This window comes from uncultured Victivallis sp., assembly GCF_944391105.1.
Classification (GTDB): domain Bacteria; phylum Verrucomicrobiota; class Lentisphaeria; order Victivallales; family Victivallaceae; genus Victivallis.
The window spans coordinates 1-22,764 of sequence record NZ_CALXSK010000029.1 but is presented as its reverse complement, the minus strand read 5'-3'; the positions used below and the strand labels follow the sequence as shown (position 1 = coordinate 22,764).

Annotated in this window: 22 protein-coding genes; 5 read left to right on the top strand and 17 right to left on the bottom strand. The window is 57.3% G+C overall.

What is annotated here, in order from left to right; translation table 11 throughout:
• Positions 1-35 precede the first annotated feature (35 nt).
• The 7 genes from Q0K10_RS09925 to Q0K10_RS09895 are packed head-to-tail and all read right to left on the bottom strand — an operon-like array spanning position 36 to position 7,137.
• Complete coding sequence (locus Q0K10_RS09925; RefSeq protein ID WP_294506495.1) at positions 36-794, bottom strand: SDR family NAD(P)-dependent oxidoreductase; 759 nt, start codon at positions 792-794, stop codon at positions 36-38.
• Positions 794-1,549: an RraA family protein gene (locus Q0K10_RS09920; RefSeq protein WP_294506493.1), complete on the bottom strand. Its 756-nt coding sequence runs from the start codon at positions 1,547-1,549 to the stop codon at positions 794-796. The genes Q0K10_RS09925 and Q0K10_RS09920 overlap by 1 nt, the downstream gene beginning before the upstream one ends.
• A 24-nt stretch (positions 1,550-1,573) precedes the next feature.
• A complete protein-coding gene (locus Q0K10_RS09915) occupies positions 1,574-3,064 on the bottom strand; it encodes an endo-1,4-beta-xylanase (RefSeq protein ID WP_294506491.1) in 1,491 nt (496 codons plus the stop codon).
• 16 nt (positions 3,065-3,080) lie between these two features.
• Positions 3,081-4,043 (bottom strand): mannonate dehydratase, encoded by a 963-nt coding sequence (locus Q0K10_RS09910; protein WP_294506489.1) that lies wholly within the window; start codon positions 4,041-4,043, stop codon positions 3,081-3,083.
• Positions 4,040-5,023: a hypothetical protein gene (locus Q0K10_RS09905; RefSeq protein WP_294506486.1), complete on the bottom strand. Its 984-nt coding sequence runs from the start codon at positions 5,021-5,023 to the stop codon at positions 4,040-4,042. The genes Q0K10_RS09910 and Q0K10_RS09905 overlap by 4 nt, the downstream gene beginning before the upstream one ends.
• 20 nt (positions 5,024-5,043) lie before the next feature.
• Positions 5,044-6,363: a mandelate racemase/muconate lactonizing enzyme family protein gene (locus Q0K10_RS09900; RefSeq protein ID WP_294506484.1), complete on the bottom strand. Its 1,320-nt coding sequence runs from the start codon at positions 6,361-6,363 to the stop codon at positions 5,044-5,046.
• Between the two features lie 21 nt (positions 6,364-6,384).
• Positions 6,385-7,137 carry an IclR family transcriptional regulator gene (locus Q0K10_RS09895; protein WP_294506482.1) on the bottom strand — a complete coding sequence of 251 codons (753 nt, stop codon included), beginning with the start codon at positions 7,135-7,137 and terminating at the stop codon, positions 6,385-6,387.
• 191 nt (positions 7,138-7,328) lie between these two features.
• Between Q0K10_RS09895 and Q0K10_RS09890 the strand changes: the two genes are divergently transcribed.
• Together Q0K10_RS09890 and Q0K10_RS09885 are read left to right on the top strand one after the other, a co-directional pair.
• A complete protein-coding gene (locus tag Q0K10_RS09890) occupies positions 7,329-9,164 on the top strand; it encodes a bifunctional homocysteine S-methyltransferase/methylenetetrahydrofolate reductase (protein ID WP_294506480.1) in 1,836 nt (611 codons plus the stop codon).
• Between the two features lie 7 nt (positions 9,165-9,171).
• The gene (locus Q0K10_RS09885; RefSeq protein ID WP_294506477.1) at positions 9,172-9,912 is read left to right on the top strand and encodes an endonuclease/exonuclease/phosphatase family protein; all 741 of its coding nucleotides are present in this window, start codon (positions 9,172-9,174) and stop codon (positions 9,910-9,912) included.
• 53 nt (positions 9,913-9,965) lie between these two features.
• Here the strand turns inward: Q0K10_RS09885 and Q0K10_RS09880 are convergent, their stop codons facing one another.
• From Q0K10_RS09880 to Q0K10_RS09870, 3 genes are all read right to left on the bottom strand, one after another.
• The gene (locus Q0K10_RS09880; RefSeq protein WP_294506475.1) at positions 9,966-12,131 is read right to left on the bottom strand and encodes a beta-galactosidase; all 2,166 of its coding nucleotides are present in this window, start codon (positions 12,129-12,131) and stop codon (positions 9,966-9,968) included.
• A gap of 67 nt (positions 12,132-12,198) precedes the next feature.
• The gene (locus tag Q0K10_RS09875; protein WP_294506473.1) at positions 12,199-12,993 is read right to left on the bottom strand and encodes a type II secretion system protein; all 795 of its coding nucleotides are present in this window, start codon (positions 12,991-12,993) and stop codon (positions 12,199-12,201) included.
• 53 nt (positions 12,994-13,046) lie between these two features.
• On the bottom strand, positions 13,047-14,111 hold the full coding sequence (locus tag Q0K10_RS09870; RefSeq protein ID WP_294506471.1) for a LacI family DNA-binding transcriptional regulator: 1,065 nt from the start codon (positions 14,109-14,111) through the stop codon (positions 13,047-13,049).
• A gap of 317 nt (positions 14,112-14,428) precedes the next feature.
• On the opposite strand from Q0K10_RS09870, the gene Q0K10_RS09865 reads away from it, so the two are divergent.
• Genes Q0K10_RS09865 through Q0K10_RS09855 form a run of 3 tightly spaced genes read left to right on the top strand, consistent with a single transcriptional unit; the run spans position 14,429 to position 16,613 of the window.
• A complete protein-coding gene (locus tag Q0K10_RS09865; RefSeq protein WP_294506469.1) occupies positions 14,429-14,992 on the top strand; it encodes a hypothetical protein in 564 nt (187 codons plus the stop codon).
• A gap of 25 nt (positions 14,993-15,017) precedes the next feature.
• On the top strand, positions 15,018-16,160 hold the full coding sequence (locus tag Q0K10_RS09860; protein WP_294506467.1) for a DUF5309 family protein: 1,143 nt from the start codon (positions 15,018-15,020) through the stop codon (positions 16,158-16,160).
• Positions 16,161-16,220: 60 nt separating this feature from the next.
• Positions 16,221-16,613 (top strand): hypothetical protein, encoded by a 393-nt coding sequence (locus Q0K10_RS09855; protein WP_294506465.1) that lies wholly within the window; start codon positions 16,221-16,223, stop codon positions 16,611-16,613.
• 1 nt (position 16,614) lies between these two features.
• Here the strand turns inward: Q0K10_RS09855 and Q0K10_RS09850 are convergent, their stop codons facing one another.
• The 7 genes from Q0K10_RS09850 to Q0K10_RS09820 all read right to left on the bottom strand — a co-directional run bounded on the left by Q0K10_RS09850 (position 16,615) and on the right by Q0K10_RS09820 (position 22,616).
• The gene (locus Q0K10_RS09850; protein ID WP_294506463.1) at positions 16,615-16,848 is read right to left on the bottom strand and encodes a hypothetical protein; all 234 of its coding nucleotides are present in this window, start codon (positions 16,846-16,848) and stop codon (positions 16,615-16,617) included.
• Positions 16,849-17,044: 196 nt separating this feature from the next.
• Entirely contained in the window at positions 17,045-17,542 is a 498-nt protein-coding gene (locus Q0K10_RS09845; protein ID WP_294506461.1) for a DUF3592 domain-containing protein, read from the bottom strand.
• Between the two features lie 40 nt (positions 17,543-17,582).
• On the bottom strand, positions 17,583-18,101 hold the full coding sequence (locus Q0K10_RS09840; RefSeq protein ID WP_294506459.1) for a hypothetical protein: 519 nt from the start codon (positions 18,099-18,101) through the stop codon (positions 17,583-17,585).
• A 754-nt stretch (positions 18,102-18,855) separates the two neighbouring features.
• Positions 18,856-20,070 (bottom strand): hypothetical protein, encoded by a 1,215-nt coding sequence (locus Q0K10_RS09835; RefSeq protein WP_294506457.1) that lies wholly within the window; start codon positions 20,068-20,070, stop codon positions 18,856-18,858.
• 58 nt (positions 20,071-20,128) lie between these two features.
• Positions 20,129-21,295 carry a hypothetical protein gene (locus tag Q0K10_RS09830; RefSeq protein WP_294506455.1) on the bottom strand — a complete coding sequence of 389 codons (1,167 nt, stop codon included), beginning with the start codon at positions 21,293-21,295 and terminating at the stop codon, positions 20,129-20,131.
• The gene (locus Q0K10_RS09825; RefSeq protein WP_294506452.1) at positions 21,285-21,989 is read right to left on the bottom strand and encodes a hypothetical protein; all 705 of its coding nucleotides are present in this window, start codon (positions 21,987-21,989) and stop codon (positions 21,285-21,287) included. Before Q0K10_RS09825 ends, Q0K10_RS09830 begins: the two co-directional genes overlap by 11 nt.
• A 195-nt stretch (positions 21,990-22,184) precedes the next feature.
• Entirely contained in the window at positions 22,185-22,616 is a 432-nt protein-coding gene (locus Q0K10_RS09820; protein WP_294506450.1) for a hypothetical protein, read from the bottom strand.
• Positions 22,617-22,764 lie beyond the last annotated feature (148 nt).

The window sequence follows — 22,764 nt, the reverse complement described above, 5'->3', positions numbered from 1 at the left end:
TTCATCCGGAATCAAACAGCAGACCGCACAAAAAGTCACAAATGCATTCCGCCCGTCACCGGCAGTTCGATTCCGGTGATGTAACGTCCCGCTTCGGAAGCCAGCAGCAACGCCGCACCGGCGCAGTCACGCGTCTCTCCGAAAAAACCGCAGGGGACCTGGGAACGTACTTTCTCCCGGTAGACGGGATCTTTCAGCGCCTCGGTATTGCGGTCGGTCAGAATCACGCCCGGAACAAGACAGTTGACCGTCACGCCGTGCGGCGCGAGCGTCTTGGCGAAGTTTGTCGTCAGACTCATCTGCGCCGACTTCGTCGCGGAGTACAGGGTCAGGCGCGGCGACGGCCGCAGCTGATTCACACTGCCGACCGTGACGATCCGTCCCCATCGACGTTCGCGCATCGCGGGCGAAAACGCCTCGATGAGCCGGAACGACGCCGCCGTGTTCGCCTGAAATTCCCGCAGAAACTCCGATTCGTCAAACTCTCCGAGCTCCACATATTTCTGAACCGAGGCGTTCAGCACGAGGATATCGAGGGAGGGAACCGCCGCCCGGCACGCTCCGATCAGCGACTCGACCCCTTCCGGAGAAGAGAGATCACCGATGACCGGAACGGCGCCGCACTCCTCCGCCGCCTCGCGGAGCGCTTCGCTCTCCCGGCTGCCATGCACGAGCACCGATGCCCCCGCGAGCGAGAGCGTCCGCGCGATCTCGCGGCCGATTCCGCGCGAGGAACCGGTCACGAGCGCGGTGCGGCCGTCGAGCCGGAACATCGCTTCGATCGATCCGGCCATTAGAAATACCCGCCCTTCTCGATGATTTCCGAAATCGTGTCTCCCTGATGAACCCAGGAGAAGATGTCGACCTCATTGCGCTCGATGCCCTCGGCCCGCAGCAGCACCTCGTAGGCGATCTCGCGCGGAATGCAGAGCACTCCGTCGATGTCGCCGAAGATGATGTCGCCGGGACGGACCGTCACCTTGCCGATCCGCACCGGAACCTGATAGTGCGTGATCATGCAGCGGCCGAGCGAACCGTTGCTCGTGCGGTATTTGTAAAACAGCGGAAACTTCTGTTCAAGAATCTGTTTCGTATCGCGGATCCCGCCCGAGATCACCGCTCCGCGGATTCCTTTCGAGATCGCCGTGGCGGTCATTACGCCGCCCCAGAGCGACGCCTCGGTATCCTCGGAGGTGTCCCAGACCACGAGCCCGCCGGGCTTCATCTCGTCGAGCATCTGGGCGCGGAAGGTCATTTCGCCTTCGATCATCACGTTCGGCGCGCTCTTGACGGTGAACGCCTCCCCGCAGACGGTCATCTCGTCGCGCAACGGCATGATGTCCGACGGCAGCGCCTGATTCAGCAGGCACAGTTCACGCATCACGTCGTTGATGCAGCCGGTGTAAAGTTTTTCGTAGCGTTCGCACAGCTCCGCGACCGGAATCGGGAACTCGTTCGACGGAATGTGCTGGCGGGTGGCGATCAGCCGGTCGAGCTTCATGAGCCCGGCCTCTTTCGCTTTCTGTCTCATGTCCTGAAGGGACGGCATGGTGAAATCTCCTGTTTTTTTCTGTTATTTCAAATGGCAGACCATCGACTCCTCGCTGCCGTCGGCGGCAGTCCAGCTGAGGCGGTAGTTGCCGCGGAAACCGCGGAAAGCGACGATTCCTTCCGCGTCGGCCCTGCAGACCGTCTCCGTGTGCCACTCGTGATGAATGAGCTTTTCGAGCGCGAAATACGAGAGTTTCGGCTCCATCTCCCGCGTGAAGAGTCCGGAGACCGACGGTTCGCCCGGCGCCCCGCAGCCGTCCACGACGTTCCACCAGGTGATCCCCATCATCGACTCGAGGCTGAACCAGAGCCGGTAAAGGTTGCGCGCAATCCCGGCCTGCACGATCTCGCCGCGACGGTCGCCGCCGGGAGAAGTGATCGTGATCTCCGAAAGATGGATCGGCAGTCCCGCACGGGAGATGCACGCCATCGTCTCGCGGACTTCACGCGGCGACTGCACGAGACTCTTCCCGTCGGCGATGTCCTGACAGATCTGCGGATCGAAGAGGTGCATCTGCGCGCCCATGATGTCGATCTTGCAGCCGCGCGCACGCAAATTGCGGACCTGCTTCACGTAGTCTTCGCTGAGATTGTAGTCGTTGATATTGAGTTTCGCCTCCGCCGGGAACACGCCTTCGGCGAATTTGAACCCGCGGTACGTGTAGTCGCCCGGCATCGGACCGTAACAGCTTTTGCAGAGTTTCGAACCGGGAACCATGTTGCCGCGGCCATAATCGGTGGCGCTCTCGTTGACGACGTCCCAGCTGTCGATTTTGTCGCCGTAACGCATGGCGATCTCGATGATCCGTTTCGCCATAAGCGTGTTCAGAAGCGTCGTGTACTCGGGAAGGGCCTGCTCCATTTCACGGGCGGTCATCCCTTCAAACGCATACGAAGTAGCCTCACTCAGCAGGGTGTGATTGTTCGGATTGTGTTCAAGGTTCGCCTTTTTCAAATAATCGAACGGAATCCGGTTGATGAGCCAGTCCGGAATCTGCCAGCTGTTGTTCCCCCAGACAAGCGTATGTCCGTGCAGGCGAATCCCTTTCGAAAGACAGAACTCCACGACCGGATCGACGGCCGGACGCCGCCAGTGCGGCTGGTGTTTCGGATCGGGGCAGCGGTTCCAGAACTCCGCCGTATCGCGGTATTCCGGGCGGAAACGGGGACGACCCTCCTCCAGTTCGAGCGTTTTCCAGTAAAACGCGATCGTCGCGGAGTTGAAGAGTGTCCCGTAAAGCTCCTTGTAACGCGCATTGCACTCGTCGCTGCCGAGCTGATCGAAGTTGAAGATGTGCGCGCCGAAGATGAAGTCGTGAGAGAGCTGTTCGGCCCGGACCTCACGCCCGGCGGCGGAAGCAGGCAGCTGAAACTCGCCGTCGGCTTTGCGATTCTTCTCGATGTCGGCGTCGATCCGGCGCTGTTCGTCATCATTCCAGAGTGCCCGGTAGGCGTCCGAAAACGCTGCGTCGATCTCCTCTCGGGAAAGCTGCGGCTCCTGGTAGTGTGTCATGACTGCAATCCTTATTTTATTTGAGGTTCAAGGTGTCAAGTATTCCGCGAATGTAGCCGACGGCAAAGAGATTCCCGAGCATCTCGTAGCCGGGATTGTCGTTGCGCTCGCCCGCGAGGGTCGGCGTATGGTCGGGACGGACGAGACCGTCAAACCCGTTGGCGCGCAGCAGGGCAAGCAGCGCGGGCATGTCGGTCGGTCCGTTGTCATGGAACGTCTCGTGAAAGTGCTCCGCACTCCCTTCGATGTCGCGAAAATGGAAGAAGAACAGCTTCTTCTTCCGGCAGAACTCCTGCGCCAGCGCGAAAACGTCCTCCCCCATCGCCCGGAACGTCGCCTGACAGAACGTCACGCCATGGCACGGACTCTCCACAAGGGCGAGCGCGCGCCGGTATGCGTCGGCCGACGTGAAGATCCGGCTGTAGCCGCACAGCTGCGGAATGGGCGGATCATCGGGGTGCAGCCCGAGTTTCACGCCCGCCTCCTCCGCGACGGGGATCACTGCACGCAGAAAATATTCGTAATTGCGCCACATCTGTTCATGCGTCACGACCGGTTCTTCCGGCTCCGGCGGGAGCTCCGCACGGTTGAACTCGCTTGTGAGTGCGCCGCCGCGCTCCGGTCGGTCGAAGCGGGTTCGGAACCAGCCGACTCCGGCCATGAAGTTGTAGCAGAGCAGCCCGATTCCGAGCCGCCCCATGTTGCGCAGCAGCATCCGGTAGTGTTCGATGTCCTCATCGCGCCCCGGCAGCCCGAGTTTGATCCGGCTCATGTCGAACTCGTCCCCCTCGAGCGCGCAGAGGCGGAACCCCTGTTCCTCGAAACGGCGCGCGGTTTCGCGCAGCGAATCGAACTCCCACGGCGGCGGCAGCCCGGAGAGATCCGAGGCCGCTTTCGTGACGGCGTATTCCACGCCCACCTGACGCGCCAGCGTCCACTTGAGATCCGGCTTTGCCGGAAGCATCATCGCAAGTTTCATGATTCGGCACACCACTTCCGGAACACTTCCTCCGCCGGTTTGCCGTGGATCGTGAATCCGGTGTCCCCGCCGGGCTGTGTGTAATGCGGCCGCTTCTGCTGCTCATCCCATTTCCACCACATGAGCCCCCGCCACCAGTCGCAGCTGGAGAACGCCTCGATCACGCCGGCAAGATAGTTCGCCTGCGCCGCGCCGTCGTAGTCGCCGCTGTTCGTGTACGCCCACGGCAGACGCGTACCGTCCACGACCGACCGGGCTCCGCATTCGGCGAAGAAGAGCGGAATCCCCAGCTTGCGCGAAACCGCCGCCGTCCGCTCCACCGCCTCCTTCAGATCGGCGGCAATCTCGGAAGGCGTCGGATTCGGCCGCTCCGTCCCGGTGTAGAAACTGATTCCGAGCAGATCGAGTTTCGAGTACCAGTCGTGGCAGTTCTCCCGGTTTGCCCAGAGCTGGTCGGCGTTGTAGGTCACCGGCCCGCGGTAGACTTTGCGAACCCGGTCGATCACGCCCGGCCAGAACGCCTCCTGATCTTCCGTCCCGAGCAGTTCGCAGCCGATGCAGAAGAGTTCCACCCCGTTCTCTTCGCAGAAGCGGCCGTAGTGCTCCATGCAGTCGGCGTAGTGGCCGAACCACTCCGCCCAGTAGTCCACGCAGATCCCCTGAATCATCATCTGCTTCTCTGGGAAGCGGATGTTTCCGCGCCAGACGCTGTCGAGGCACTCGATCATCGGCTTGAGCATGACCTTGACTCCGGCGGCGTGGAATTTACGCACCATCGATGCGAGTTCCACGTCGGAAGGAGTGTAGACATAGTCGGCAAACATCCGCATGGAACTGTACCGCTCCTGCGCGACCGTCACGATCAGCGCGACCCATTTCGCACCGGTCGCACAGATGTTGTCGGCCTCCCGCTGTCCGACCTCGGAACGGTAGTAACCGTTCTTCCCCATGAACCCGAAACTGACCCCCTTGATGAACATTTCAATTCAACTCCCTTTTTTCAGCTCCACTGCCGATCGTTGGCCCACTCTTTGTCCCACTCTTCCGTGGAGGCCCATGCGACCGGGAAGTCGGCGTGGAGCTTCTCCGCGATAAGTTCCTCATTCAACGCCTCGATGCCGAGCCCCGGCGCATCCGGGACGGCGATCTCGCCGGCTTTGATCTCAAGGCGCGGCACGATCAGATCCCCCCACCACGGGACGTCGACCGAGTGCACCTCGAGCGCCATGAAATTCCGCGTCGCGGCCGCGACGTGCACCGCAGCAAGACACGCGATCGGGCTCTCGGCCATGTGGATCGACATCTGCACGCCGTACTCCTCGGCGAGGTCGCCGATCTTGTGCGTTTCGAGAATACCGCCCGCGGTCAGCACGTCGGGATGAATCATCGCGAGCGCGCCCGACTCCAGCAGCGGCCGGAAATTCTCCTTGAGATAGATGTCCTCACCCGTGCCGAGCGGGACCGTCGTCGCGGCCGCCATCCGCTGATACTGGCCGGTGAGCTGCCACGGAACCGGGTCCTCCATCCACGCGAGATTGTATTTTTCAAGCCGTTTCGCAAGCCGGATGCAATCCTCCACCGGGATGTGCCCGAGGTGGTCGATCGCCAGCGAAATCTCATACCCGATTTCGGCGCGGACCTCCCCCATGTATTCGTCGAGAAAATCCAGACCCTTCTCCGTCAAATGGATTCCGGTGAAGCCGTGCGCGGTGTTGAAGAGCTCATAGGCCTCGCCGCGCATCGCGCGCGGATCGATCGAACCGTGCGGCGTCGAAAAGACCGTCTTCTTGTATTCCCGCATCTTTTCGAGAAATCCGAGCGGCGCGGAAAGGCACCCTTCCCTTCCCATGAGCAGCTCGATCCCGAGATCCATCTTGAGGAACGTGTACCCCTGGGCCATGCGCTCCCGGAGCGCCTTGCCCATGTCACGGCCGCCGCCCTCGGAATCGGTGTCGCAGTAGATCCGGACCCGGTCGCGGAACTTTCCCCCGAGCAGCTGCCAGACCGGCACGCCCCAGGCCTTGCCCGCGAGATCCCACAGCGCAACTTCAATGCCGCATACGCCGCCCGCCTGCCGGGAGTGGCCGCCGAACTGTTTGATCCGCCGGAAGATCCGGTCGATGTTGCACGGATTTTCCCCGAGAATCCGGCTCTTGAGCATCGCCGCGTAGGTGCGGCTTGAGGCGTCACGGACCTCCCCGTAGCCGATCAGCCCCTGATTCGTGTAGAGTTTCAGAAGCGTGCACCGCTTCGGCGCGCCGTCGATGTCGGCGAATCGCATATCGGTGATCTTCAGTGTCGATGGATCAATCTTTCCCATTGCCGGAGTGTTTCCTTCTTTTTATGCGCGTGCGTAGATCCGCCCGCATTGTTCCGCCTTATTCAAAAGCTCCCGCGCAACCGACGGAAGCCGTTCTTCCGAAAAATCCTCATCGTACCCGAGCAAAGTAAGCGCTGCAACCGCCCTGCCCTGTTCATCCCGGATCGGCGCGGACATCGCGTCGACCCGCCAGCGGTTCCGGCCGCGGTTGAAGCAGTAGCCGTCCCGCCGGATCGCCTCGACGCCGTCGCGCAGCAGCTCCGGAGACTCCGCAACACCGCTCTCTCGGGCACAGATGCGCGCGAGCTTTTCACGCTCCGCCGCCGGAGTCGTCGAAAGCAGCGCCGCCCCGACCGATCCCTCCGCCGCCGGGAAACGCACCCCGATCCGCCCGGAAACCGCCATCGGCCGCGGCGACTCCGCCCGCAGCAGCGGAATCTGAAACTCCCCCTGTCGCACGGAGAGTTTGCAGCACAACCCCGTCGCCTGCGCAAGCTCTTCGAGCACCGGCAGCATCGCGCGGAAACGCGCCGCACCATCGGTCAGTTTCCGCACCGTCCCGAGCAGACCGAACGAGAGATCGTAGCGCGTCCCCTCCGTCTTGCGGATCCACCCCGCCTCCAGCAGCGTCTGCAATATCCGGTAGCAGCTGCTCGGCGCAATCTCCAGGGACGACGCAAGTTCCGCCTGCGTCATCCCATCGGCGCTCTCTCCGAGACGATTCAGGATCGCCACAGCCTTCTCCACCGCCGGAATCGTATTTTCTCCCGCCATTCTCTCCTCTTTTGTTCAAATATGAACAACTAATTTTCCAATTTGAATATATTATACCTGATTTCCACGGCAAAGTCAAGCCATTTCCCGAAAAAACCGGGAGATTTTCATTGAATAATCGCGGAAACCGGAGTATGTTAAAGACTTGAATTGATTGGGAATCGGAAATACAACGCCACGGTGAAAGCCTTATGAATTGTCTGCAACGCAAACTCTCGGAGTCGCTGGTGATCTTCGATGGAGCGATCGGGACCGAGATCTACCGCCGGAACTTTTTCGTAAACGCCTCGTTTGAACAGCTTTCGGTTACGAATCCGGACGTGATCCTCGACATCCACCGCCGCTACCTCGAAGCCGGCGCCGAAGTTCTGACCACAAATACCTTCAATGCGAACGCGCGCCGGCTCGGGAAATTCGGCCTGGCCGATCAGACCGCCGCGATCAACCTCGCGTCCGCCGAACTCGCGCGCCGTGCGATCGAAGAGGCCGGCCGCACGGGAGAGGTGCTCGTCGCCGGATCGGTCGGACCGATTGGGGAACCGGAATCCCCTGCCGACACGCGCAGCCGCGCGTCGCTCATCGCCGAACAGCTCGAAACCCTCGCCCCCGCGACGGACTTCATCATCTTTGAATCGCTGAGGACCGCGATCGATCTGGCCGCCGCACTCGAAGCGGTCAAACGGTTTCCGGATCTGGTCTATGTGCTGAGTTTCGCGGTTGACCGCCATGCCGAGAACCACTGCGGCGAAGGGATCAGCGAATTCGAAAAACTCGTCGCGACCTTCCCGGGTCCGCGTCCGACCGCGATCGGCCTCAACTGCGGCGGCGGGCCGGAGACGACGCTCGCCGAACTCGAAGTGCTCGTCAAGAAAACGAAACTGCCGATCGTCGTCCAGCCGAACGCGGGTCAGCCGCGCGGAGTCGACGGGCGCATGATCTATATGACCAGCGCCGAATATTTCAGCACTTACGCGAAACGGTACGCCAACCTCGGCGCGGCCGCCATCGGCGGCTGCTGCGGCATCACGCCCGATCACATCCGCGAACTCGCGCGCACGATCAAGCCGCTCATGCGGGCGGAGAAGCAGGAGCTGCCGAAGATCGAGGCCGTCGGTGAAAACCTCCCGGAACCCGTCCCCGTCGCCGAACGGTCGCGACTCGGAGCAAAACTCGCAGCCGGAGAGTTCGTCACCTCGGTCGAGATCACGCCGCCGCGCGGATTCGATCTCACGGCAACGGTCGAGGGGGCGCGCAAATGTTTTGAGGCGGGGGTCGACGCAGTGAATCTGCCGGACGGGCCGCGCGCCTCCGCGCGCATCTCGCCCATGGCCGCCGCGATCGCGATTCAGCAGCAGATCGGCATCGAAACGGTGCTGCACTGCTGCTGCCGCGACAAGAGCGTGATCGGGCTTCAGGCCGACCTGCTCGGATGCGCGGGGATGGGGATTCACAACATCCTCTTCATCACGGGAGACCCGCCGAAACTCGGGGATTATCCGTTCAGCTCCGGCGTGTTCGACGTCGACTCCATCGGACTCGTGAAGATCCAGGCCCGCATGAATCGCGGCGTCGACCTCGGCGGCAAGCCGCTGAACGCGCCGACCCGCGCCCTCATCGGCGTCGGCGCGGATCCGAGCGCGATCGACCTCGAACGGGAGTATCGCCGCCTCTGCGCGAAAGTCGAGGCGGGAGCGGACTTCATCATCACCCAGCCGGTCTTCGCCCCCGAGGCGCTCTTCGCGTTCCTCGACCGCATCGAACACCTGAAGACCCCGCTCATCGCCGGAATCTGGCCGCTCACGAGCTACCGCAATGCCGAATTCATGAAGACCGAGGTTCCGGGCGTGATCGTTCCGGATTCGATCATGCAGCGGATGGCCGCGGCCAAGAGCCGGGACGAACAGCGGGACACCGGAATCGAGATCGCCCGCGAAAGCATCGAGGCGATCCGCGACCGGGTTCAGGGCATTCAGGTCAGCGCGCCGTTCGGCAACGTGAACTTCGCGCTGCGGGTTCTGGAGAAGTGATTCCGCCATGCGGCTGCTTGTCTACAACATCGCCTACGGCACCGGCTGTCCCGGCGGCGAGGCGAAGCGGCTGCTGACCGTCCACCGTTATCTGCGCACGAGCCGTGCTCCCTTCCGGGGAATCACCGGACTTGTGAACGATCTGAATCCGGACGTGGTCGGGCTGGTTGAAGCGGATTCCGGAAGCTGGCGCACCGCCGGAATGAGCCATCCAGAGTTCGTGGCGAGGATGCTCTCGGAAGTGACCGACGGGCTTGCGGACGCCGGGTCGAAATATGGTCCGGATTCGATTCTCAGCCGCATTCCGTATCTGCGCAGTCAGACCAATGCGCTGCTGGGGCGAACCGGCGCGGAAGTCAAAAAGCACTACTTTCCGTGCGGCACGAAAAAGCTGATCCTTGAACGCGAATGCGACGGTATCACGATCTTTCTCGTGCATCTCGGGCTGAGGAGTCATACGCGTGCGCGCCAGATCTCGTTTCTGCATGAATTCCTGCCGAAGGAGCGCCCGATCGTGCTAGCGGGAGACTTCAACACCTTCGGAGGGGAAGCGGAACTTGAAAAGCTCAAATCCGAACTCGGACTCCGAAACGCAAACTCGACCGGCGCGGCGACCTACCCCGCCTGGAAACCGCTGAAACAGCTCGATTACATTCTGGTTTCTCCGCAGATCAGGGTCGACCGCTTTGAAGTTGTTCCGGTGCTCTACTCGGATCATCTGCCGCTCGTGGCGGATCTTTCGCTATAAAAAAAGATGACTCCCGGAAGAGAGTCATCTGGTCATTTCGGTGTTGTCCCCTGTTATTTTCCCGGCCCCTCCGAGAGGCGGTACTGGTACATTTCGGAGCTGACCTTGCGGGCCGCATCGACCATTTCGCGGTATGGTGTGTCGGTCACGTCGACAAAACCGCACTGGATGTTCTCATCGTCCGCCGGCCGCCCGGTCGCCATCTGGTCGGTGTACTTGAAGTAATGCACCCCGGCGATCTGCGGATTCCACAGGGCGCTGCGGACATAGCGGTCAAAGCCGCGGGCGCGCTCCGCCTGGTTCGCGGCAGGCTGCAATCCCGGATGCGCCGGGCCGTTGGTGGCGGTGCCGTAGTGCCATTCGCCGACGATCACCGGCATATCGACTCCGGCCGGCAGACGCCAGGCGCTGATCTCCGGGTGGTAGAGATTGAACGAGCATCCGTCGAGATACTTCGCGGAAGTGGCGATCACTTTTTCATTGCGGTCATTGAAGCGGCAGCCGAAGTAGAGCTTGCCGGGGGCTTCGCGGTTGATGACCTCCTTGCAGGTCCGGAAGTAGCGGTTGACGATAACGTCGTTGAACTCCTCCAGATCCGCCCGCGCCTTTTCGGGTTCGGCGGGCATGGCGGTGGAGGCGCGGAAATCCTCCCAGTTCTTATAAGCGGTTCCCCAGACTTTGTTGAGTCCGGCGATATCGGCATATTTATTTTGGCAGAACTCCGTCAACGCGGCCTTTGCGTGCTGGGAGGCAGGAGAACGCAGCGCGCCTTCCGCGAGAAAAGTATTAGTTTTTCCCCATGAGAGTTCGTTGTCGACAAAGTATCCGATACAGAAGGGGTCATCGACGGTGTATTTCTGTCTGGTTTGCAACGCCTCTTTGATTCCGGCGGCGAACTCGGGATTGAAAACATCCGGAAACTTCTGCCAGCCGATTTGCCTGCAACCTTCGATTACATCGTAAAATTTAGCGAACTCCACAGCGGTGATGTAGGGATGATGGAACTCTGCCTTCAGAATATCCGGATGCACCCAGTTGCCATTGGTATTGAACCCCCAACTGGAAAAACGGCGCTGGGAACGAGTTACGAATTCCTTGTGATATTCCTTGCCGTATTTGCGGAACATATTGTAACAGTAGAAGTGGAACTGCAGAATATTGGTGTCCTGGTTACCGCCCTTGCCTTTATAGAAGCCGAAGCGGGGAAAACTTTGTTTTGTGTAGAAATCCGCATTTTCCGCATTGTTTTCCGGCAGTTCCTCAAAGTAATTTTCCCGAAATGTGATCGCGGTAACACTGTCGGCTTTATCGTGAGTTGTATTCATTCCGAGCGACCAGAAGAGTTTGCCCTCCGGGTCGGTCAGAAACCATTTCCCCTTGTACTTGACCGTGCCCCAGCCGCCTTTCTTCTCCTCGAAAGTCGGCCCGTCCGACCAGCCGCCGAACCGGTTCCGGCCGGGAATGGCGGGATGGGCGGCCAGTTCGCGGTCTTCCGCCAGCTTGCGCTCTCCGAGCTGGGCGACATCGGTCACCTTGCCGGGCCAGTCGGCATGTTTGTACTGGCCGAACCGGTCGATGAAGGGATAGAAGGCCTCCTTGCTCTTCAATGCTTCGGGAAGCGGTTTCACCGGTTCTTCCACGCGGAAGTTGGAGAGTTCAAAGCGCATCGGCCTGTCGGCGTCGGGATTGCTCGTCCAGATGCGGAGCTGGGCGACCTGATCCGGCACGATTTTGTGATCGCCCTTGACGAAACCGTCGGGGAGACGCTGCATTCCCTCCGGAGCCCACTCCGAACTCTCTTTGACGGCGCGGCCGTAGCGGACGCGCAGCGGCGCTTTTTCTCCGGGGAGCAGCGCGATCGAAGAATAGGCGATATGGGCGAAGGCGTTCGAGTCCTTCCCCTCTTTCAGGTTGACGATCTCCATTTGGAGGTGCATCGGATATTTGTTGTTATTCCTGACATCCACAGCCAGAACCGCGCCTTTGGAAAGGTCGAAATACTTTTCGCCTTTCTTCGGAGTGACGATCGTCCCCTGCCAGCGACCGCCTTTCGGCGGCAGTTCAAGCGCGAGCCGGTCGCCGGTCACTTTCACCTTGTCGGTCTTGTTGAACGGGGCGAAAACGGCGCCGCCCCGGGCGATGCTGAAAAGCTGCCTGTCAGCCGCGGCCAGACCCGCCGCCAGCAGCATTGCGGAAAACAGCAGAAACGGTTTCCTCATGAAAAACTCCTTTCTTGGTTAGTAAAAACACTTCTATGGGAATCCATTAGAAAATGGAAATGCGCCTTCAGAGAGAACGCAGAAAACCGTTAACATCCAGATATTTGGTCAACTTCAGTTCAGATCCGGCCAACTCCTGCCCAGTCGTTTGTCCGGCATGGCCGTCGGCAAACACGCACCCGCCGCGCCCGTTGTGGACCTCGCCGAACAGACCCATCTGCCACGACCAGTAATTGTGCGTCCGGAAGCGGTGGTACATTTCGGTGCTGCCCTCGAGAAAGTAGGCGTCGGCAAAGAGCGGGGTTCTTCCCGGGCGTTTCATGCGATTGAAGTAGACGAACTGCCCCAGCTGACCGTTGTTTTGAAAATATTCCCCGAATTTTCCGAACGAATCGAGAATTTTCTGCGGTACTCCGACTCCGTCCGACGGCCAGTCGATGCCGCCGTAGACTGTCCGGCCGATGATCGTATGCGGCGGTGCTTTCGGACAGGAGACGACATTCCACGAGATGTAATTGCCGTATCCGGTTGTCTTTCCCTCCGTAAGTTCCTTGCCGTTCCACTCGCCTCCCGCGAAAAAGTTCGCCCAGATTCCTCCCCAGTTCACATACATACCCCAGTTCGGGAGCTGAATACTGGTCGGAATCCCCCCCTTGTAATCACTGTCATACATCTGGGCGGCAAGACCGACCTGTTTGAGATTGTTGATGCAGGTGCTCTCTTTCGCCTTTTCCCTGGCCTGGTTCAATGCCGGCAGCAACATGCTTGCCAGAATCGCGATGATCGCAATCACAACCAGCAATTCGATCAATGTAAAAGATCTTCTGGTCAACCTGGAATCTCGATGCTGAAGTCCTTTCATAATTCTTCCCTCCACTGTTTCAAGTTGCAACCGTTCCTGATGCCGGTATTCCATTATTTTCGTTTCATCCTGGAGCAGTTTGCTCCGTTTATTTTCGTTTGGCAGGGGGGAGCCGCGGAATTCCGGATGACCAGTTCCCGAAGCAGATGTTCTTTCGGGAGAGCAGTTTGGTTTCCGCGCAGAAAATCCCCGAGGCACTGAATCGCACGCCGCCCCATGTAGGTGAGCGGCAGCCGGATCGTCGTCAGTCCCGGCGACAGGAATCGGGCGAACGACTGGTCGTCGCACCCGACTACGGAGACATCTTCCGGAATGCGCACCCCTTTTTCGGCACATGCCTTGTAGCAGCCGAACGCGATCTCGTCGTTCGCACAGACGATGGCCGTCACGCCGGGATAACTGGAAAGCAGCTGCATCGTCTGCTGATACCCGGCCTCCTTGTCCCGCCCGATTCCATCGATGTGGCCGACCGGATACGGCGGAATCCGGAATGCGTCGGGAGACTCCCCGATCGACTCCATCAACTCCCGGTAAGCGTCCAGGCGATTCTGATAACTGCGGTTGGGCGGATCCGCTTCGAGGTAGGCGATCCGGCGATGCCCCAGAGAGTGCACATAGTTGAGCATCTGCTGCATCGCCCGCCGGGAGTCGTGACAGAGGTAACCGACGTTCTCCCGCTCGAGCGGAGTTTCAATCAACATGCAGGGAATTCCGGAATCCGCAACTTCGGGAATTTCACTGAGCCACTCCGTTCCGCTGATGAGCGCCACTCCGTTGCTGCGCCAGAGACGGCAGGCCCGCAGCAGCGGCAGTCGCCCGCTGCACCGCTGAATGGAGAGCTCGATTCCCTCCGTATTCGCCGCCAGACCCATTCCGGTCAGGATGGTTGCCACATAATCGGTGATGTCTCCCACGCCCACGACCACACTGATCCGCAGCAGCCGTTCCACGGATTTGTCCGGCGTAAAATTGTTCTTCTCCATCACGGCCAGCACCTGGCGTCGCAGGGCTTCACTTACGTCGGGGTGATTGTTCAGCACCCGTGAAACGGAAGCGAGCGAAACACCCGCCTCCTCCGCCACCAGTTGAATGTTGACCGATTTGCTTTTTCTCGGCATTTTTCATCCCGCATTTCATTGTTCAACTCTATAAATTATACCAGAATTTATTCCTGTTGTCAACTGAAAACCGGAAAAAAATATTAAAAAAAAAGAAAAACAATAATAGTTTTCCGAAAATAAACAATTATTTTCCAAAAAAATCTGACTTGTCCCCAAAGGAAAAATCAAAGGAAGAAAAGCGCGAAACAGCAGGTTGCGAGGCGGAAAGTTGACAAATTACCCGAGGTTGTGCAGGCGTTCGATGGAGCCGGATCACGGGTCGCATCCGGCAGCGCCTGAAAAACCGGTATCCACAAAAAAAAGGAGATTTGCCGATGGAGCTGATGGAGATCATCCGGAAGGCCGCGGCGGGAGAGGCGCTGAACCCCGGGGAACGGGCTCAACTCGCCGAATTCCGCCCCGGAAATGAAAACTCCGCCGAACTCGAGAAACGCAACCGTGAACTCGAATCCCGCCTTGAGGAACTCGAACAAACCGCTCTTTCCGAACCCGAACGGCTGCGGCGCAAATATGACGCCGAACTCGAGAAACTGCGCGAAACGCTCAAAACCGTCGGCGCCGAACGGGACGCCGCCAAACAGGAGATCGCCCGGATCGGATTCCGCAGCCGGATCGACCGGATCGCACAGGAACAGGGATTCTCTGACGCGGATTACCTCGAATACCTCTGCAATCGGAATCACATCGACCCGGAATCGGCCGAGTCGATCGATCCGTTCATGAAGAACCTGCGCGAACGCGCACCGCGGCTCTTCCGGATCAATCTCTCCCCGGGCGTGCCCGAAGTACCGCCTCTCCCGCCCCGGCCTCCGGCCGGCGGACGCGGCAGCGGTGACATCGCCTCGCTGCTCGCCGAAGCCCCCGCCATCCATGAATAACCCAGAAACCCAAAGGATTTTCACCATGTTGTACAGCTACAGCTTCCAGAACAAGAAACGCGATCTCTCGGACGTGCTCTCGACGGTCATCAAGGACGAACCGCGGTTCATCAGCCTCTTCGGTCCCGCCGAAAATGCGACGCAGCAGAAGCACGAATGGCTTGAAGACCAGCTCACCGGACGCAGCGTGACGGTGACGAATCTCTCCGGCACGACATTCTCGGCCTCGGCGTCCGACCTCGCGAAACTCCGAGTCGGCACACTCGTGGTCGTGAAGGACGACTCCGCGCTCTTCCAGGTCGCGACTCTGACCGATTCGGGCTTCACGCTGACGCTCGTCGCCGCAAACGGCTCCGACACCGAGCTGCCCGCTGCAAACGACGTGCTCTCGATCGTCTCGACCCCGGTCCGGGAGGGCAGCAGCTCCGGCGAAGGCGACGAAACCGGATTGACCGGCCAGACCGCCTACAACTGCACGCAGATCTTCCGAAAGGACATCATCCTCTCGGGCAGCGCGCTCGCAGTCAACGTCTTCGGCACGGTCGACAACCAGCTCAACAAGCAGACCGCCTTCGCGCTCGGAGAACTCGCCCGCGATCTGAACCGCGTCGCGCTCTTCGGCCGCCGGGTCGAAGCGACGGCCACGACCCGCGGCGAAGCGGGCGGCCTCTACTTCTTCGGCTGCGGGGAGAACGGACTGGCCATCGACGCTTCAGCAGCGGCATTCGACAGCGTGGCCGTGAACGACGCGGCCCAGGCGGTGCTCGGCGCGGGCGGCGATCCCTCGCTGATCCTCTGCTCGCCGGGACAGGCGCGCGTCCTCTCGAACGAGTACAAAAATCAACTCCAGATCGTCCGTTCCGACGACCGGCGCGGCGCCTACGTCGCGGTGATCGTAAACGAAATCAACGGCCGCGGCATGACCGTCATGGCAGATCCGGACATGCCCGACACGGACGCGTGGATCGTCGATCCCGCAGGGTTCGGACTTGCGAGTCTGCAGGGACGCGCAATCACCGATTCGGACGCGACTCCGCAGGGATTTGACGGCATCAAGCGCATGGCGCTCGGAGAAGTGACCTTCCTCTTCAAGAACGCCAATGCGCGTCTCTGCCGCGTGAAAAATCTCAAAGGCAGCGTCGATGCGCTCGCAGCGCTTCGCAGCTGACGAACTCTACAGGGGCGGGTTCGAATCCGCCCCCCTTTTTTCTTCCACAGGAGATTCGATATGAAACTGACTTTGACAGAACTGCGGGAACGTTCCGATCAATATTTCCGCCGCCATCTCGCCAGGGAGGAGTGGAAAGCGTTCAGCGAAGAAACCAGGCAGAGCGCCCTCGCCGAAGCCGAGGCGGACATCGCACTCTATCTAGACTGCGTGGAGGTCGACACGGACGAACCTCTTGCATCCAAAGCACTGTTCGAACAGGCATTGCATCTGGCACGGCGCGCACGGCGTCCGCCGCCCGGCGGCAGACGGCTGATCGCGGAATCCGTAACCGGCGTCGGCAGCCGAAACTGGGAGTATCCGGACGAACCGGAAGAACCGGAGTACGCCCCCCGCGCGCTGCGGTTTCTGGAGACGTTTCTGCACCGAAATTTCCGGATCGGACGCGGCTGAATCAGCTTGACCGCTGCCGGGTCGTGGGAGGCTGGGGGCGTGTCCTTTGTTTTTCGAGCGTCGCAAGGTCGTGGGCAGCGGGGGGCGTGTCCGCCGCCCCCCGCCCCCCTGCGTCCGGCAAGGTGCCGGTGCCGCGAACGGGTCGGAGTCGGACTCGGCTGCGGTCGGCCGGCGCGAGGGAAAAGAGCCGCAAAAACGCGAACGGCTCTTCCCGCTTTTCTGCGGAAAGACCCATTCGCGTTTTTGCTCCACTTCGCCGCTTGCCGAGCGGAAACTTTGTTGCGGGACGATGATCGGCCGATGAGGAGTTTGATGGTTGATCGGTACGGGGAGAGACGCGCTCTTACGAGCCGCTTTCTCTCCCCCGAACCCCTCTCTTGTTCTGCCGGGCGCAAAAACGGGTTGCGTGAGCCCCTAACTTTTGTCTGCTCTCAGGCCGAAAACTCCCGGAAGCCGATCATCACGACCAGCACCCCTCCCGCGATAACCGCCAGCGGAAACCATGCGAAGAGGTAGTAGGTACCGGGAAGAGAGCGGTCAACCAGTGCCTGTGACGGTTCATCCGGGTTCACCCGGCATATGATGCGGCTTCCGACCGGATGCCGCCGGACAATCTCCTGCATTCCGTCCACGTCGATGTTCGAAAAGAGCCGAGACTGAAAAGCATCATAACGATCTCCCACGTAAGCTCTCCCGTCATAAAGATACTCGTAGGAAATGGCGATCCGGAACGTGGACGCGGCGCGGCCGGAATCTCGGCGGGAAGCCAGTTCGCAGGAAATCACCGTCGCCGGCGTCTCGACCCATCGGCCGGAAGAGAAGTGAAAAAGCACCGGAGAAAGGGTCAAATACCAGAGCGCCACCATTCCAGCCGTCAAAAATACAAATCCAAGCGACAGAACGATTACGAGCTCTCTGCACCAACACACAGATTTTCCGGATCTTCTGCTTTTTCTGGAACTCGTCATTTCACACTTCGCTTTCGGAGATGGACGCTTCTTGTTTTTCCTGCGACTTCAACTTCCGGCGCTTCAGCCACCCGCGGATGTCGGACCACAGGAACCAGATGGAAATTCCACACACGACGGCCCAGAGAATGGACGAAATCAGATAGGCCAGCAGCAAATAGGATACAGCCTTGATATAATCGGAGTACTGCCCCAGCCAGATGCCTTCCCCGAGAGAACGGTAAGTCAATTTCGGGTTGATTTCGACAAGATTCTCTTCCGTCAGCCCCGGCGCGTAAAAGAGATAGTTGAACAGGTCGACGTTGACCCGGATGTAATCGTACGGGAAAAACGGCTTCTTGCTCACAAACCCGATTCTATTGTGGATGTTCCGCTCCTGCGCTTCTCCCGGAAAGAAAGTCTTGTTCAGCAGATCGTCTCCATTCTCCATCGGCAGCGCTTTCAGGAACGGCAGTTCCACAAGTGCGATGTCCGGCTGCTCGTTCAAGACACGCCGCAGAACCGGTTCGTTTTCCCGCATCAAATGCCAGGTATCCTGATAAGAGCTGGAGTAATTCCGCGGATGCGGAAAATACGACCACAGGAACGGTACCCAGAGAGCAAAGGTTATCCATGTGTAGATTGCCACAAAACTTCTGTTGTATCTTTTCCCCACAAACGCAGAAACGATATAAAACAGAAATAGAAATAAACAGCCTGCGACAGGAGGGATAACACAACATGTAACAGCCAAACTAAACATGGCTTCCTTATAATCGCGGTAATAATATAATTGCAGCAGGTCATTCCAGTTAGAAGATATAGGTCGCCCCTTCCAATCATAACATGGTCTTAATACCCACCCCTTTCCTTCCCGTACTCCGGTGAGTTGCGGTCCGAAAAATATCGAGAAAGTCGAATCATCCAGAGAAACCCTCCCGAACCGTTCTCTCTGCTTTGAAACAGAGTTTTGCAGCATCAGGTAAGAAAGTCCATTTCTTGAATCTTTTTCAACCCATGGAATATCTTTCAATGGTTGCTGGGAAAAGGCCTCATAAAAATTCCGGATTCCCCAGTTTTGTTCCACTGCATCTTGAACCAGCTCATTGATACATTTTCCAGAAACATCATAATGTATATTCCGCTCAACCCAGCTGCATCCATGGTTAAAGAAAATTAGATAAAGCCACAATAACAACATGATAACAGCAGGCATATTTTGTCCCGAGGATTTCATTTATCAGTCTTGATCGGAAAATTTATTACTGTAACGACAATATATCAAGTAAAAAAACTTATTGCACCGCGTTCTCTTCCTCTACCGGAGTCTGCTTCAACTTCCGGCGCTTCAGCCATCCGCGGATGTCGGACCACAGGAACCAGATGGAAATTCCACACATGACGGCCCAGAGAATGGACGAAATCAGATAGGCCAGCAGCAAATAGGATACAGCCTTGATATCATCGGCGTACTGCCCCAGCCAGATGCCGTCCCCGAGAGAGCGGTAAGTCAATTTGGGGTTGATTTCGACAAGATTCTCTTCCGTCAGTCCCGGTGCATAAAAGAGATAGTTGAACAGATCGACGTTGACCCGGATGTAATCATACGGGAAAAACGGCTTCTTGCTCACAAACCCGATCCCATTGTGGATGTTCCGCTCCTGCGCTTCTCCCGGAAAGAAAGTCTTGTTCAGCAGATCATCTCCGTTTTCCATCGGCAGCGCTTTCAGGAACGGCAGTTCCACAAGTGCGATGTCCGGCTGCTCATTCAGGACACGCCGCAGAACCGGTTCGTTTTCCCGCATCAAATGCCAGGTATCCTGATAAGTGCTGGAGTAATTCCGCGGATGCGGAAAATACGACCATAAGAACGGCACCCAGAGCAGAAACGTTATCAACGTACAACCTGCAACAAGAGTTCTTTTGTATCTTTCTCCCCCAAATACAGAAGCGATATAAGATAGAAACAGAAATAAACAGCCCGCAACAGGAGGGATAACACAATATCTAATTGCAAAACCAAAAAACATGTCTTCTTCATAATCGCGGTAATAATATAATTGCAACAGGTCATTCCAGTCAGAAGATACAGGTCGTCCTTTCCGATCATAAAACGGGCTTAACATCTGTGCCGTCCCTTCCCGTATTCCCGTGAGCTCCGGCCCGAAAAACACTGAAAAAGTTGAATTCTCCAGAGATACCATCCCGAACCGTTCTTTTTGCTTTGAAACGGGGTTTTGTACCATCAGGTAAAAGAGTCCATCTCCTGAATCTCTTTCAACCCACGGAATATCTTTCAATGGTTGCCGGGAAAAGGTCTCATAAAAATTCCGAATTCCCCAGTTTTGTTCCACTGCATCTTGAACCAGCTCATTGATACATTTTCCAGAAACATCATAATCGGTAATCCGATCAACCCAGCTGCATCCATGGATAAAGAAAATCAGATAAAGCCACAACGACAACATGATAAGAATAGCAGCAGGCATATTTTGTCCCGAAGATTTCATTTATCAGTCTTGATCGGAAAATTTATTACTGCAACGACAATATGTCAAGTGAAAAAACTTATTTCACCGCGTTCTCTTCCTCTACCGGAATCGGCTTCAACTTCCGGCGCTTCAGCCACCCGCGGATGTCGGACCACAGGAACCAGATGGAAATTCCACACATGACGGCCCACAGAATGAACGAAATCAGATAGGCCAGCAGCAAATAGGATACAGCCTTGATATAATCGGAGTACTGCCCCAGCCAGATGCCGTCCCCGAGAGAGCGGTAAGTCAATTTCGGGTTGATTTCGACAAGATTCTCTTCCGTCAACTCCGGTGCATAAAAGAGATAGTTGAACAGATCGACGTTGACCCGGATGTAATCGTACGGGAAAAACGGCTTCTTGCTCACAAACCCGATTCCATTGTGGATGTTCCGCTCCTGCGCCTCTCCTGGAAAGAAAGTCTTGTTCAGCAGATCATCTCCGTTTTCCATCGGCAGCGCTTTCAGGAACGGCAGTTCCACAAGCGCGATCTCCGGCTGCTCATTCAGGACGCGCCGCAGAACCGGTTCGTTTTCCCGCATCAAATGCCAGGTATCCAGATAAGAGCTGGAGTAATTCCGCGGATGCGGAAAATGCAACCATAAAAACACCCCCCAGAGCGCGAAGGTAAACAAAGTATAGACTGCCACAACACGATTGCTCTGCGGTCCCTTGCACAAAGGCAGCAGTCCAAACATAAATATAAGAAAATAGAATACAACCGGCCCCAGAATATAAAATATTATCGAGATTCGAAACGTTGCTGCTTTTAGATCAGAAAAATTAAATAGTTTCCATTGAGCTCTGACTGGACGATTCAATCCATCATAGCGTTGTTCTAAAGTATCCGGCGGCGATTCGATCTGAAACTTGACAATATTGATGCGAGATGCGGGAGCCAATAATGCCGCAGAAACCGTCAGACCATGTATCCATACACGGGCAAATGGAATTTCCCGTTTGGATGATGCATCAACAATCGTCAAATCAACGCGGTGGTCTTCTTCACCCAGACAGGATTCATAAAAATTCCGGATTCCCCAGTTTTTTTCCACTGTATCCTGTACAATCTCGTTGATACACCATCCATATACCTTATCCAGATAAGTAACACCGATAAAAGCTCCAAACAAAATACAAAGCCACGGAAGTACCAGCAAAATACAACCGCTCCAGGGAAAAGAATCTTTATAATTCATGCTCGAACTTCTCCTCATCAAGCAAAACTTGCTTCAACTTCCGGCGCTTCAGCCACCCGTGGATGTCGGACCACAGGAACCAGATGGAAATTCCGCACATGACGGCCCAGAGGATATAGGAAATGAAATATGACAACTCCAAACGGAATACAGCCTTGATATAATCGGAGTACTGCCCCAGCCAGATGCCGTCCCCGAGGGAACGGTATGTCAATTTCGGGTTGATTTCGACAAGATTCTCTTCCGTCAATCCCGGTGCATAAAAGAGATAGTTGAACAGATCGACATAAATTGCAATATCATCGTAAACGTGTTCCAGTTTTCCCCCTTCCAGGACGCCCTGAAGGCAGACCGGGGAAATTTCGGAAAAGTTTATCTTGATACGCAGCTCATCAGTAGAGGAAACTTCCCCCAATCGTTGTTTTTTCCCGGACGCCGAATCCAGCTGCACCAGGAAATACCGGTTGCGCCCGGGCTGTTTTTCAACCCGTGGAATATCATCAGGTCGCTCCGATAAAAAGGTTTTGTAGAATTTCCGGATTCCCCAGTTTTTCTCCACGGCATCCTGGATCAATTCACTGATATGCCGGCCGGCTCCCGCCGGTGGGGCTTCCCAATAAAAAATAATGTTTGCCAGATAGAACCACAACGGCAATACAAAAACAATACTCAATCCGAAAGGAAACTTACCCACACTCCACTCAGCCTCCATTTCCAAGACATCGATCCATGCCTTTCACGCGCCTCTCGTAACAACAATAGCATGTGGGCAGGAAAATGCAAATCGACATTCTTCCCCGCTTGCGCGGAGCCTGAAATCTCCGTCCCGGCGGACTCGGGAATTGCAACTCCACACCGGACAGCGGCAAATCCGCCTTCCTCTTCCCGATCATCTCTTGCGCGTGAAACTCAGAATTCGGATCTCCGCCTTCGGATATCTTGCCCGGAGCTGATTCCTCGCCATCGACTCGGTCAGGGCATTGTTCAAAGTGGTGGTTCCAGTCGTCCAGGGGCCATTTCCCTGTTTCATCTGGTAGCGAACCAGACAGGAGACCGGTTCGCCCCACGAGGCCGACAAAATGCGGATCCGGCTGCCCGGATTCCCCGCTGAAAGCTGATTGACCATCATCGATTCGGTGGTCGCCCCCCGGACGGAAGAACTCACGGTTCTCCAAACCCTGCTTCCGGACGGCATGATCTGATACTGCACCCGGATGGAAACATCCCCCGGTACAATCGCCTCCCCGGCCGACGCCGGCAGAACTCTTCCGGATAATATCGCGGCAGACAGAATGATTCCAATAACAACCCGTCTTGTCATTTTTTCGCCCTCCCCCGCCTGAACCATCGGTTGCGCTTTTCAGAAAGTAACGATCAAAAATTACTATATCATTCTATTATGAAAAAGTCAAGAGACTGACCCTTTCTTTGGTTATATTTTTTCTGTTATTTGTTAAACTCCGCCTCAA

Coding starts and splice junctions, on each gene's coding strand:
- Q0K10_RS09895 (WP_294506482.1), bottom strand. CDS start 7,137: ATGGCGGGAGAAAATACGATTCCGGCGGTGGAGAAGGCTGTGGCGATC.
- Q0K10_RS09885 (WP_294506477.1), top strand. CDS start 9,172: ATGCGGCTGCTTGTCTACAACATCGCCTACGGCACCGGCTGTCCCGGC.
- Q0K10_RS09840 (WP_294506459.1), bottom strand. CDS start 18,101: ATGCGGGAAAACGAACCGGTTCTGCGGCGTGTCTTGAACGAGCAGCCG.
- Q0K10_RS09860 (WP_294506467.1), top strand. CDS start 15,018: ATGTTGTACAGCTACAGCTTCCAGAACAAGAAACGCGATCTCTCGGAC.
- Q0K10_RS09865 (WP_294506469.1), top strand. CDS start 14,429: ATGGAGCTGATGGAGATCATCCGGAAGGCCGCGGCGGGAGAGGCGCTG.
- Q0K10_RS09920 (WP_294506493.1), bottom strand. CDS start 1,549: ATGCCGTCCCTTCAGGACATGAGACAGAAAGCGAAAGAGGCCGGGCTC.
- Q0K10_RS09855 (WP_294506465.1), top strand. CDS start 16,221: ATGAAACTGACTTTGACAGAACTGCGGGAACGTTCCGATCAATATTTC.
- Q0K10_RS09890 (WP_294506480.1), top strand. CDS start 7,329: ATGAATTGTCTGCAACGCAAACTCTCGGAGTCGCTGGTGATCTTCGAT.
- Q0K10_RS09925 (WP_294506495.1), bottom strand. CDS start 794: ATGGCCGGATCGATCGAAGCGATGTTCCGGCTCGACGGCCGCACCGCG.
- Q0K10_RS09915 (WP_294506491.1), bottom strand. CDS start 3,064: ATGACACACTACCAGGAGCCGCAGCTTTCCCGAGAGGAGATCGACGCA.
- Q0K10_RS09910 (WP_294506489.1), bottom strand. CDS start 4,043: ATGAAACTTGCGATGATGCTTCCGGCAAAGCCGGATCTCAAGTGGACG.
- Q0K10_RS09875 (WP_294506473.1), bottom strand. CDS start 12,993: ATGAAAGGACTTCAGCATCGAGATTCCAGGTTGACCAGAAGATCTTTT.
- Q0K10_RS09835 (WP_294506457.1), bottom strand. CDS start 20,070: ATGAAATCTTCGGGACAAAATATGCCTGCTGCTATTCTTATCATGTTG.
- Q0K10_RS09820 (WP_294506450.1), bottom strand. CDS start 22,616: ATGACAAGACGGGTTGTTATTGGAATCATTCTGTCTGCCGCGATATTA.
- Q0K10_RS09850 (WP_294506463.1), bottom strand. CDS start 16,848: ATGGGTCTTTCCGCAGAAAAGCGGGAAGAGCCGTTCGCGTTTTTGCGG.
- Q0K10_RS09900 (WP_294506484.1), bottom strand. CDS start 6,363: ATGGGAAAGATTGATCCATCGACACTGAAGATCACCGATATGCGATTC.
- Q0K10_RS09870 (WP_294506471.1), bottom strand. CDS start 14,111: ATGCCGAGAAAAAGCAAATCGGTCAACATTCAACTGGTGGCGGAGGAG.
- Q0K10_RS09905 (WP_294506486.1), bottom strand. CDS start 5,023: ATGTTCATCAAGGGGGTCAGTTTCGGGTTCATGGGGAAGAACGGTTAC.
- Q0K10_RS09880 (WP_294506475.1), bottom strand. CDS start 12,131: ATGAGGAAACCGTTTCTGCTGTTTTCCGCAATGCTGCTGGCGGCGGGT.
- Q0K10_RS09830 (WP_294506455.1), bottom strand. CDS start 21,295: ATGAATTATAAAGATTCTTTTCCCTGGAGCGGTTGTATTTTGCTGGTA.